Source organism: Paenimyroides ceti (assembly GCF_030409925.1).
Map to the genome: position 1 here is coordinate 1 of NZ_JAUFQU010000018.1, position 12685 is coordinate 12685.

The following is a 12685-nucleotide window of genomic DNA, read 5'->3' on the forward strand; positions in this document are numbered from 1 at the left end:
AAGGATATTTCTCTTTTTACGGTTTCTTTGGTTCCGATAAAAGCGCAGGAAGTCATCTGACGCACATAGGCTTCTTCATTTACATTCCAAACATCATCCATAGTATCAATAGGAGGCTGTAATAGTTTTCTTTCATTCCTGATAATACCTAAAAACATTCTGTAAAATGAAGTAGCAAGACGTTGTGCTTCTTCAAGCGTATCTGCAATAATTACATTGACACAAGACATGATATACGGACTTTGCAGCTGTTTTGAAGGTTTAAAGTTTGAATGATAGATTTCAAAAGCTTTAGCCATCTGAGCCGGAGCAAAATGACTTGCAAAAGCATACGGTAATCCATAAGAAGAAGACAGATATGCAGAATCAGTACTTGAGCCTAAAATCCACAAAGGTATATCAAGTCCTTCACCCGGAAAAGCCCTTACATTTGCCCGTCTGTTTTCTTCAGAAAAATACTGCTGAAGTAATACTATATTCTTAGGAAAATTATGTACGTTTTCAAAAAAATTAGCATTTAATGCCTGAGCAGTCGCCTGATCTGTTCCGGGTGCACGTCCAAGTCCGAGATCAATGCGATCTGGATACAGAGACGCCAGTGTTCCGAAATGTTCTGCAATGACTAAAGGGGAATGATTCGGCAGCATAACACCACCTGAACCCACACGGATGGTATTGGTTTTACCGGCAATATAACCGATCAGAACTGAAGTAGCTGAGCTCGCTACACTCTGCATGTTATGATGTTCTGCAAACCAATATCGTGTATATCCCGATGATTCTGCTGATTGAGCCAAAGCAGCAGATTTTGTAAAGGTTTCAGGAATAGTACTGCCCTCTGTTACATTGGCTAAATCTAAAAAGGAATAGGGTATCATAAATATAAATCGACTTTTGTATTCTTTAAAATTACAGCTTTCTTTCCGGGTACTGTACTAAATAATCTTAATAATTAAAGATCCTTTAGGTGTGTTTTTATGGATTCGTACCTACCATCAACCTTATCTGGTTTCTGATGAGTATGGGCATACTGATGAATATGGGAAGTTTACCTCTCAATCCCGATGGAAATCCAAGCCAGTCCGCAGATTTGGCATTTAATACAACCATTTCATTTTTGGTAAACTGTAACCTGCAACATTATTCAGGCGAAACAGGCATCAGCTATTTAGGGCAAATATGGCTTATGTTTCTCCAGTTTGTGACCGCAGGTGTGGGTATGGCAGCGGCAGTCATATTGTTCAAAGCATTCCGGGAGAAATCAACCACTCAATTGGGCAACTTTTATAATTACTTTTTAAAATCCTGCACCCGCATTTTACTACCTATATCGTTGGTATTTGCAGCCATTTTTGTATTTAATGGTATGCCCATGACCTTTGAAGGTAAAGATACCATAACCAACTTAGAGGGCAATACCGTAGAAATAAGTCGTGGCCCATTAGCTGCTTTTGTTCCCATTAAACACTTAGGTACAAACGGTGGTGGTTTTTTTGGATCTAATGGTGCTCATCCACTTGAAAATCCGAGTTACCTGACTAATATGGTCGAGATGATCGGACAGATGATTATTCCTATGGCGATGGTATTTGCTTTTGGTTATTTTATCCGCAGAAGAAAATTTTCATGGATGATGTTTGGCGTAATGACAGTAGGATTTCTGCTACTGGTCATCCCCAATGTTATTATGGAAATGAACGGCAATCCTGCGATTGAACAGATGGGAATTGATAATACACTCGGTGCGATGGAAGGAAAAGAAATTCGCTTTGGAGCAGCAGCATCCGGCTTTTGGAGTATTGTAACTACGGTTATTTCTACGGGTAGTATCAACTCTATGCACGATAGTTCGATGCCCTTATCCGGTATGAACGAACTATTGGCAATGATGGTTAACGCATTTTACGGCGGTGCGGGTGCAGGCATACTCAATTTTCTCATCTTCATTATTCTGGCAGTATTCATCAGCGGGTTGATGGTGGGCAGAACGCCCGAGTTCATGGGTAAGAAAATTGAAGCGAGAGAAATGAAAATAGCCCTGATAATTGCACTGGCACATCCATTCCTGATTTTAGTAGGAACTGCTATAGCTACCGCTTTGCCACAATATACACTGGTAACTTTGGCCAATCTGGGCTTTCACGGTTTCAGTGAAATGCTGTATGAATATACTTCATCGGCAGCTAACAATGGTAGTGGCTTTGAAGGCTTAGGGGATAATACTCCATTTTGGAACATATCCACAGGAATCGTATTAATGTTCGGCAGATTTCTACCCATTATCGGTCCTGTCGCAATAGCAGGCTTACTCGCAGAAAAGAAATTCATACCGGAAAGTTCTGGAACCCTTAAAACCGACACCGCAACATTTGACTGATGGTATTTGCCGTCATAGTTATCATTGCCGCACTGGCGTTCTTTCCGGCTCTGGCATTGGGTCCTATTGCCGAATACTTTTCACTTTATTAATCCTTATCAACCACAACATAAATGAATAATAATAGCAATAAATTATTTGAGCCTTCATTGCTGAATGAAGCCTTAAAACAGTCATTCATCAAGTTACACCCGGCAAAAATGTTCCGTAATCCAGTCATGTTTATGGTGTGGATAGGTACGCTGATCATGGCAGGTGTATGTGTATGGATTATCACAGGCGAAGAAAATCAGGGCAGTCTGCTCTACAATGTTATTGTAACGCTTCTACTTTTTATGACTCTGTTGTTTGCCAATTTTGCTGAAGCCATTGCTGAAGCCAGAGGAAAGGCTCAGGCCGACAGTTTGCGTAAAACAAGAGAAGAAACACCAGCCCGTTAGAAAACGGACAAACGGTTTCTTCCTCTCAACTTCAAAAGGGAAATGTTTTTGTTTGCGAAGCAGGCGATATAATTCCGTCCGATGGCGAAATTATTGAAGGCTTGGCCACCATTGATGAAAGTGCCATTACAGGAGAGAGTGCTCCTGTAATCAGAGAAGCAGGTGGAGATAAAAGCAGTGTTACAGGTGGTACAAAAGTACTGTCCGACAAAATTAAAGTTTGCGTAACCACCGAAGCGGGCGAAAGTTTCTTAGACAAAATGATTGCTTTGGTCGAAGGTGCAAGCCGTCAGAAAACACCTAACGAAATTGCCTTGACTATTCTGTTGGCAGGTTTTACACTCGTGTTTATTATTGTTGTCGTTACGCTGAAACCCTTTGCAGATTATGCACAAACCCCCATTACCGTAGCGGCATTTATCTCCCTTTTTGTCTGCTTAATTCCGACGACTATCGGCGGATTGCTATCCGCTATCGGTATTGCCGGAATGGACAGAGCTTTACGCGCAAACGTCATTACCAAAAGTGGTAAAGCAGTTGAAACAGCAGGAGATGTAGATGTATTACTGTTAGACAAAACAGGAACCATCACCATTGGCAATAGAAAAGCAACGAAATTCTATCCGGTAAAAGGAGTGGATGAAAAACATTTTTTGAAATCAGTCGTGTTGAGTTCTATGGCAGATGAAACTCCTGAGGGAAAATCCATCATAGAATTGGCAGGAATTAATCCATTGAGCTACCAAATTGAAAAACCACGATTCATCAAATTTACCGCAGAAACAAGAAGTTCGGGAATTGATTATGAAAACGTCAAAATTAGAAAAGGGGCATCAGATGCGATCAAAAATCTGGTTGAAAAAGCAGGAAACCATTTCCCACAGGAAACTGCTGAACAGGTCAAATCTATTTCAAGCAATGGCGGAACTCCACTCGTTGTTGCCGAAAATGAAAAAATATTAGGTGTAATTGAATTGCAGGACATCATAAAACCCGGCATACAGGAACGTTTCGAACGATTGCGTAAAATGGGAATTAAAACTGTAATGGTTACAGGTGATAATCCGCTGACGGCAAAATACATTGCCGAAAAAGCGGGTGTAGATGACTTTATTGCCGAAGCAAAACCCGAAGATAAAATGCACTATATCCGCAAAGAACAATCGGAAGGCAAATTAGTAGCCATGATGGGCGATGGTACGAATGATGCACCTGCCTTAGCACAGGCTGATGTGGGCGTAGCGATGAACAGCGGTACACAGGCAGCCAAAGAAGCGGGCAATATGGTGGATTTAGATAACGACCCGACCAAGCTGATTGAAATCGTAGAAATAGGTAAGCAATTATTAATGACGAGAGGAACATTAACCACATTCAGTATCGCCAATGACGTAGCAAAGTATTTCGCCATTGTTCCGGCACTGTTTATTGCTTCCATTCCTGCTTTACAAGGATTGAACATTATGAATTTACATTCGCCTGAAAGTGCTATCCTCTCAGCAGTTATTTTCAATGCAATCGTTATTCCGTTACTGATACCATTGGCGTTAAAAGGAGTAGCTTATAAACCTATAGGAGCCAGTGCATTACTACGCAGAAATTTATTCATCTACGGTTTGGGAGGCATTATTGTTCCGTTTGTAGGGATAAAGCTTATAGATATTTTAGTTTCAATATTTATTTAAAACATTCATAGAAATGAAATAAGTCAGATAATCAAAATTCAATTGATTGCAACTTGACGTATTCCATTGGACAAATAAAAATCAATAAAAAAGTTACAAATGAAAAAACATATTTTACCGGCTATTAAGCTAACGGTTTTTAGTATTCTATTACTCTGCATAATCTATCCGATCATTGTTTGGGGTATAGCACAGTTCTCTTCCAATAAGGGAAAAGGAGAAGTGATTACGTTCAATAGTAAAATCTATTATGCCAATGTAGGACAGTCTTTTACAAAAGATCACTATTTCTGGTCACGCCCTTCCGCTGTAGATTATAATGCCGCAGGTTCCGGCGGTAGCAACAAAGCGGCGTCGAATAAAGAATATCTCAAACAGGTTCAGGCAAGAATTGATACATTTTTGGTACACAATCCGGGTATTTCGAAGTCTGAAATCCCGGTAGATTTGGTAACAGCAAGTGGTAGTGGTCTCGATCCGAATATTTCCGTACAGGCAGCAAAAATACAGGTAAAACGAATTGCTAAAATTCGTGGCATTGCTGAAGGAAATCTTCAGCAACTCATCCTTGCCAATACAGAAAAACCTTTGTTTGGATTATTTGGACCTGAAAAAATAAATGTTCTCAAATTAAATATCGCATTAGATAATTTAAAAGTAAATGAAAAAAACAGTATTGGCGGTGCTGATTTTATTAAGTATAAAGAGCACTGGACAAACAGATAATGCAAAATCAGCCTTTTCTTTTAGCGGTTATTTAGAAACGTATTACACTTATGATTTCAGTAAGCCCGGTGACCATAATCGCCCAGAATTTATCTACTCACACAATAGGCATAATGAATTGAATGTAAATTTAGGTCTTGTAAAAGTATCCTATAACACAGATATAGTAAGAGCAAATTATGCCCTGGCTGTCGGTACTTATATGAATGCAAATTACGCAGCTGAGCAGGGCGTATTGAAAAATATATATGAAGCAAATGCCGGTGTAAAAATTTCCAGTAAAAAGAATTTGTGGATTGATGCCGGCTTTTTTCCTTCTCACATCGGTTTTGAAAGTGCGATAGGTATGGACAACTGGACACTCACGAGAGGCATATATGCGGAAAATTCACCTTATTTTGAAACAGGTGTAAAAATTTCTTACACAACTGATAATGATAAATGGTTTATCAGTGGTTTGGTTTTGAACGGATGGCAACGCATACAGCGTATGGACGGCAATAATACCATTGCATTCGGCCATCAACTGACCTGCAAGCCTAATTCAAAAATTACACTCAACAGCAGTTCATTCATAGGTAATGACAAACCCGATAGTACAAAGCAAATGCGATATTTCCACAACCTTTACGGTATTTTTCAAATCACGGAAAAATTTGCCCTTACAACAGGATTTGATATTGGAGCAGAACAAAAAAGTAGGGGAAGTAAGCGTTATAACACCTGGTGCACACCGGTTGTTATCGTGAAATATAGCCCAACCGAAAAACATAATGTGGCAATACGAACAGAGTATTATAACGACGAAAACGGTGTAATCATCGGTACAAATACACCGAATGGATTTAAAACCTGGGATATTCTATAAATTATGACTACCAGATACGTAAAAATATCATGTGGCGTATTGAAGGAAGAGGGCTTTCCAGCAAGGACAAGGTTTTTACAGGAAACAATAAATCTGGTAATGACAATTTTTTCATCACAACATCATTAGCCATTGCACTCTGATGACAGAAAAAGACCAAACCGTACAACAGTTTCTGGACCTGATAAAAAAATCAAGGCGAGGCAAATTCAAAATTTACATAGGCATGAGTGCCGGTGTAGGCAAAACCTTTCGTATGTTACAGGAAGCACATTCGTTGTTGCAAAATGGTATCGACATAAAAATCGGATACATTGAAACACATGGCAGAAAAGAAACACAGGCTTTATTAGAAGGTACTCCCGTTATTCCAAGAAGAAAGCTGTTTTATAAAGGAAAAGAATTAGAAGAATTGGATGTTCAGGCAGTCATCAATTTACGTCCTGAAGTCGTGATAATAGATGAATTAGCCCATACCAATATTGAGGGCAGTAAAAATGAAAAACGCTGGCAGGACGTATTGGACATCCTGGATGCCGGCATCAATGTGATTAGTGCGGTAAACATTCAGCATATTGAAAGCCTTAATGAGGAAGTAAGACATATTACCGGTGTTGAGGTAAAAGAACGTATTCCTGATAGTGTCATCGCCCAGGCTGACGAGGTGGTCAATATAGACCTTACCGCTGATGAACTGATAACAAGATTAAAGGAGGGAAAAATATATGACCATACAAAAATCGAAACCGCATTAAACAACTTTTTCAAAAGTGAGCATATTCTGCAATTGCGGGAACTGGCGCTAAAAGAAGTGGCATCTCAGGTAGAACGTAAAGTAGAAAATGAAATTACCTTACCAGGTTCTTCCAGAAGAGAAAAATTTTTGGCGTGCATTAGTTCCAATGAAAAAACAGCACGGAATGTTATCCGCAAAACAGCTCGTTTGGCTAACTATTACAACAGCAAATGGTTTGTTCTGTATGTACAAACACCTAAAGAAAGTTCCGATAAAATAGCACTCGACAAACAGAGACATCTTATAAATAACTTTAAATTAGCAACAGAATTAGGAGCAGAAATCATAAAGGTAGAAAATAAAAATGCTTCCAGAGCGATTATTGAGCAGTGTGAGCAACGAAAAATAACCACCGTTTGTATAGGAAAGCCACATTTAAGTCTGTTGCATATCATTTTGGCGGGCAATGTTTTCAATGGTCTTTTAAAAAAGCTATCGACCAATAACATGGATCTGGTGATATTAAGTTAAAGAATTGAAGCGATGAAGGTAAAAACAAAATTAACGTTAGGTGTCGGGCTATTATTTGCTATGATAGCCCTACTTACCGTGTTGAGTGCAAATCAGATAAATAAACTGTCCAACGATGCAAAAAACATTCTGGCGGATAACTACAATACAGTAGATTATTGCCGTCAAATGCTGGATGCATTAAACAATGATATTTCAAATCCTGAACAACAAAAGAAATTCTGGGAAAGTCTGTCAAAACAAACGAAAACCATCACAGAAGTTGGCGAAAAGGAAATCACGGACAGCATAAAAGCCGATTTTGAGCAAATCATAAACAACCCCAATGATAGTTCTTTACACAAAACCATACAAAAAGACATTACCAGTGCCATGCTTCTGAATATGCAGGCTATACACCGAAAAAGTGATGTTGCTCAGGACACCGCTGAGAATGCCGTTTTTTGGATTGCCATTACAGGAACACTTTCTTTTATAATAGCATTCACACTTTTAATAAATCTGCCTTCAAACATTGCTAATCCTATCAGAGAACTAACGGAAAGCATCAAACAAATCGCTGCACAAAACTACTCCAGAAGAGTGCATTTTGAGCAGCACAATGAATTTGGAGAGTTAGCCCAATCATTTAATACCATGGCTGAAAAATTAGAAGAATATAGCAGCACCAGCCTGGCAAAGCTGATGATGGAAAAAAAACGTATTGAAACGCTCATCAATAATATGAGTGAACCGGTTATCGGTTTAGATGAAAATCAGACTATTTTGTTTATGAATAATGTTGCATTAAAGATAGCAGGGCTTCAGAAAGAAAATGTAATTGGCACACCCATTTATACAATTGCAGAACGCAACGACCTCATAAAAAACCTGATAAAAAATTTATCCGAAAATGAAACAACCAATAAAAAAACAAAATCTCTGCCGATAAAAATTTATGCCGACAGTAAAGAAAGCTATTTTGAGAAAGAAATTATTCCGATTAAGATTACCCTACAGGCGAACAGACAGAAATGCATATTGGAGATGTCATCCTTTTACAAAATATTACCCCTTATAAAGAATTGGATTTTGCAAAAACCAACTTTATTGCCACAGTTTCCCACGAACTGAAAACGCCTATTTCATCGATAAAGATGAGCTTACAATTGCTGGAAAATAACCAAATAGGCGAATTAAATACAGAACAAAAAAGCCTTTTAGAAAGTATAACAGATGATACTTCACGATTACTGAAAATCACAGGAGAATTACTGAATATGACACAAGTGGAAAGCGGTATTATTCAGATAAGTGTTGTACCGTCTGATGTCAGAGAAATAGTAGAATATGCCGTAAATGCAACCAAAGCAGCAGCTGAACAAAAACAAATCAGCTTTGAAATAAGAACAGCAGATCACCTGCCTCAGGTGTTTGCCGATAACGAAAAAACGGCCTGGGTACTTACAAATCTGCTTTCCAATGCTATTCGGTATTCTTATGATAACTCAACGGTATATATTGACGTAACAGCAGCAGACAACAAAGTACACTTCTCCGTTACCGATACAGGACAAGGCATTTCCCCACAGTACCTTGACAAGATATTTGAACGCTATTTTCGCATACCGGGCACAAAGAAAGAAGGTACAGGACTGGGTTTGAGCATCAGCAAAGAATTTATACAGGCACAGGGTGGAGATATTGCTGTAAAAAGTGATTTAGGAGCGGGAAGTACATTTTCATTTTCTTTGAACAGTTTCCCAAAAAAGTAAGGCTTAACCGCGCAGGCAACAAAGCTGCAGCTTAGCTATATCAATTGTATCAAATTCCCTGACAACACATTACAAGAAAACATCATCAGGAAAATAGCCGAACAATACAAGGGATGGTAACGACAATTATGCACAAAATCGTTACTTAACTATTTTAATGATTTTTTATAAAAGCTTAGTATTAAATCCATATAGCCATCCCCTGAAAACTGTAAAACGAATAATTCAGAACTCTTTATCAATAATCTTCTTTTTCTTATTAAAATCCCGAACTTTAATACGTATAAATTTAAGAACCTGATCTTCATATTCTATAAAAATCTTTCGGAGATACAAAACATGACTTTCTTTATAATGCGCATAAACCATCTCACTGATTATAGTAGCTAATTGTAGTGATAAAAAGCCGGCTGATAATTTGTCTTTCAACATTTCCTCATGATGAAATTCCATTTTCGATGTAAGGATGAGATTTTCTTTATTTTTCATAGTAAATTATTAATTGGGTTAAAAATGTGGTCTCTATCTTAAATTTACAAAAATTCTTGCGTCTCTCAAACAATCATTTTGTAATATTTCCCCATACAATCAACACAATTTGATGTAGAAAAATGCAACAAAACGATGACCAAATAAACAGATAAAAAGAAAAAATCAATTTACTCAAAAACCATAAAGCATTAAAAAACAATTGATTAAATGTATTTTATAAAAAAATAAATCTGATGGTATTTTCTTTGCTTTATTTGTAATGCTAAGAAAAGGAAGTGATCGTTATAAGTGTTTCACTCAGAAAACAAAAAAGGAATCCGGTAATCGGATTCCTTTTGTTATATCTCGCATTTTACAGTGTTAATAAAATTATGAACTGATACTATTATTGTGATAAATCATTCTCTACTATTATGAGTATTGCATAATAAATTATTTCAAAATAATGCTTGCTTTCATTGATCTTAACATCCTCTGCTCTCTTTTTTAAAAAATGAATAAGCCCTTCATCATGAATGAGAATTTCTGGTAAATCGCTTTTTAAAAAGGATATTTTTTCCGAAATACTTACCTCTTTATTCTTTAGTCCTGAAAAATTCTTAGATAAAAACTTTGGTGTGATAATACGCTTGTCTAAAATTTCTCTTAAAATAATATAAGCCTTATTCACCGAACCACTTGCAAACAAATCGTGTGCTTGATTTAACTCCGTAAAAAATTTCTCTTGTAATTTCTTTTACTTTATTTTGCTTAAAACGATTCATATCATCCAGAGAAGGATACTGACCTATTTTATACAGACTGCCCTCAATCACCTTAAATATAAAACTTATATTATGGAACCATCTGACACATTCGGGCATTTAAAAACTCTTGGATATATAATTCAATTTTTGCAATATGCTCAATAAAACATTTATTTTCTCACTTTCATCCTTATAATCATTTTCAAGCATCAGGAATTTGTATTCATAAAAAGATTCTTTATGTTCCTTATTGGCGATACTTGAAAAAAAAACTTTTTGATCACATGATTTACAATAACAATGCAGGGAAGGATTAAAAAAAAGATGTCATCATTGTGATAGTAGAACAATAGATTCAACAAAGTATTGACACTTAAGTCATGTACTTTTATTTCTTCATAAAGGCGAGTGTTTAAAAATATTTTATCCAGACTAAGTGTATACATCAGTAATAAATAGTTTTATCAAACCTACGAAATTTCTTATTCATCAACGAAAAAAACAATTAATATCTACAGGATCATACCCTCCTCTCTTAATAAAGTAAAATATTTTTACTGATCAAAAATAATGTAGAATTATTGCATAATTTCACGACACTTTGTTGATTTTATAAGCAATTAATATGCCTTTTTTTCTCACTTATATATCTTATTACTGATTATAGGTTCTTAAACAATCTATCAACGTCCATGGCATCAAAATTGAATAGTTAGGGCTGAAAAAAAATAAGGTTATACAACTATCAGCATTTTTCAGCTGAGTAAATTTTATTTTTCTTACTAAGTTCTTTAATAAGCAAGTATATCAATAGTTTAATATTTATTCAGAATAAATTAATCCTGCTGAAAGTTTGATAAGTCATCGTTATATCTTAATTTCGTAGGGAAAAAAAACATTTTTATGGAGTTAAGAATCTACCCTTACAGAAGACCTTCCTATTTAAGGTCTAAATTAGAAAATCTATTATGCATGAAGACAGCAATAAATGGATTTTTACAGAAAATGAAGTCAAAATTAATTATAAAATCAGACCCGTTTTCTCTCATATGGAAGAACAATTTAAAGACCTTGAATTTGTCTTTAAAATAAAAAAAGATGAAGAATCAACCAATTATTTATCTATGCATCTTACCAAAGAAAACGAAACGGATAAAAAGGAAACCATCATAGGGATGATGACTTCCTTTGTTTTAGGAAGTCATAAAGATCTGGTAAAATCCTTAGTTATTGTACCATAAAAAAAGCCCGTTTAAAAACGGGCTTTTTTTTTAAGAGCGTTACTCTTTTATTACCATTATATTCTGTATATACCTCCCCAATTTATAAATCACATACAACTTAGGATTTTGTGAAAATAGAAAAAGCCAGCAAGATGGAAGCTTACTGACTTTAAAAAATTACTCACGCGTAACATGAGTAATGCAAAATTACAATAATTATTGAAATAGTCTGGCATTTCTCAATTTTTATACTACCCGTCAACTCCTTTTATGAATTTCACATATAATTGCAGTCATATATTTAGTTACAGCTAAAAATATGTTAATAATATACTGACTATAAAATAATAAATTCTTATTTACGTTATCACATAGGTTACCAATCAGAAATGAACTCTTTTTTTTGAAAAAATATCTTACAAAAGATAAAATTCTCAGATATTTCTGCTTCTATAAAGGTTAATTATTTGATATCGATTATGAAAACACTTTATTTGATGCTGATTTTTAGTCCAGAGAATTAAATTCATAGTAAGACTGAAGGTTATAACACTAAAAAATAATAAATGAAGTCATTCAACATTAATGAAATCAACGAAATACTGAATGGTATTTTAGAAGGTACTACAACTAATCTTATTACAGGACCTGAGCAGCTTGAAAAAGCAAAAAGCAATCACATTACATTTATCGGAAGTAAAAAATATGCCGATCTATGGGAAACCTCTGAAGCATCTGTTGCTATTATAAATGAAGGTATTGTTGCTGAACCTGGAGAGAACCGCGCACTGATACGTGTAAAAAATGCTGATCTGGCAATGGCAAAATTATTAGAGGTCTTTTCACCTCAGTCGCCGGTGCTTGAAGAAGAAATACATCCGACAGCGCATGTTGACAAAACTGCTAAAATTGGTGTAGGATGTAAAATCAGCGCAGGTGTATATGTTGGTAAAAACGTAGTATTAGGAGATCATGTTATTTTATACCCTAATGTGACCGTTTTAGATGACTGTACGATAGGAAAAAACAGTATTATCTGGTCAGGAACAGTCATTCGTGAGCGTTGTCATATCGGAAATGATTGTATTCTTCAACCCAATGTCACTA

General features: G+C 36.0%; 11 protein-coding genes and 3 pseudogenes. 9 read left to right on the plus strand and 5 right to left on the minus strand.

What is annotated here, in order from left to right; translation table 11 throughout:
- On the minus strand, positions 1–878 hold an 878-nt coding region (locus QW060_RS18875), incomplete at its 3' end, for an LLM class flavin-dependent oxidoreductase (protein WP_290364921.1).
- 113 nt (positions 879–991) lie between these two features.
- Between QW060_RS18875 and kdpA the strand changes: the two are divergent.
- The 7 genes and pseudogenes from kdpA to QW060_RS28075 form a co-directional block, all read left to right on the plus strand.
- Positions 992–2469 (plus strand): annotated as a pseudogene (gene kdpA, locus QW060_RS18880) (potassium-transporting ATPase subunit KdpA); the annotation flags it as partial.
- 21 nt (positions 2470–2490) lie between these two features.
- Positions 2491–4502: pseudogene (kdpB, locus tag QW060_RS18885) on the plus strand (potassium-transporting ATPase subunit KdpB).
- Between the two features lie 99 nt (positions 4503–4601).
- Positions 4602–5228: a K(+)-transporting ATPase subunit C gene (locus QW060_RS18890; RefSeq protein ID WP_290364922.1), complete on the plus strand. Its 627-nt coding sequence runs from the start codon at positions 4602–4604 to the stop codon at positions 5226–5228.
- A pseudogene (locus QW060_RS18895) lies at positions 5164–6239 on the plus strand (porin). Before QW060_RS18890 ends, QW060_RS18895 begins: the two are co-directional and overlap by 65 nt.
- The gene (locus QW060_RS18900; protein WP_290362898.1) at positions 6239–7363 is read left to right on the plus strand and encodes a universal stress protein; all 1125 of its coding nucleotides are present in this window, start codon (positions 6239–6241) and stop codon (positions 7361–7363) included. Before QW060_RS18895 ends, QW060_RS18900 begins: the two are co-directional and overlap by 1 nt.
- Before the next feature lie 12 nt (positions 7364–7375).
- Positions 7376–8476: a HAMP domain-containing protein gene (locus QW060_RS28070; protein WP_317623198.1), complete on the plus strand. Its 1101-nt coding sequence runs from the start codon at positions 7376–7378 to the stop codon at positions 8474–8476.
- Positions 8428–9117, plus strand: coding sequence for a sensor histidine kinase (locus QW060_RS28075; RefSeq protein ID WP_317623199.1), 690 nt, complete (start codon positions 8428–8430; stop codon positions 9115–9117). Before QW060_RS28070 ends, QW060_RS28075 begins: the two co-directional genes overlap by 49 nt.
- Positions 9118–9342: 225 nt before the next feature.
- Here the strand turns inward: QW060_RS28075 and QW060_RS18910 are convergent, their stop codons facing one another.
- From QW060_RS18910 to QW060_RS18925, 4 genes are all read right to left on the minus strand, one after another.
- Positions 9343–9606, minus strand: a complete 264-nt coding sequence (locus QW060_RS18910; protein ID WP_290362896.1) for a hypothetical protein — start codon at positions 9604–9606, stop codon at positions 9343–9345.
- Positions 9607–9994: 388 nt separating this feature from the next.
- Positions 9995–10297, minus strand: coding sequence for a hypothetical protein (locus QW060_RS18915; RefSeq protein ID WP_290364923.1), 303 nt, complete (start codon positions 10295–10297; stop codon positions 9995–9997).
- The gene (locus QW060_RS18920) at positions 10272–10472 is read right to left on the minus strand and encodes a hypothetical protein (protein ID WP_290364924.1); all 201 of its coding nucleotides are present in this window, start codon (positions 10470–10472) and stop codon (positions 10272–10274) included. Before QW060_RS18920 ends, QW060_RS18915 begins: the two co-directional genes overlap by 26 nt.
- A 92-nt stretch (positions 10473–10564) precedes the next feature.
- The gene (locus QW060_RS18925) at positions 10565–10801 is read right to left on the minus strand and encodes a hypothetical protein (protein WP_290364925.1); all 237 of its coding nucleotides are present in this window, start codon (positions 10799–10801) and stop codon (positions 10565–10567) included.
- 522 nt (positions 10802–11323) lie between these two features.
- Between QW060_RS18925 and QW060_RS18930 the strand changes: the two genes are divergently transcribed.
- Positions 11324–11596: a hypothetical protein gene (locus QW060_RS18930; RefSeq protein WP_290364926.1), complete on the plus strand. Its 273-nt coding sequence runs from the start codon at positions 11324–11326 to the stop codon at positions 11594–11596.
- A gap of 548 nt (positions 11597–12144) precedes the next feature.
- On the plus strand, positions 12145–12685 hold a 541-nt coding region (locus QW060_RS18935; protein WP_290364927.1), incomplete at its 3' end, for an LpxD N-terminal domain-containing protein.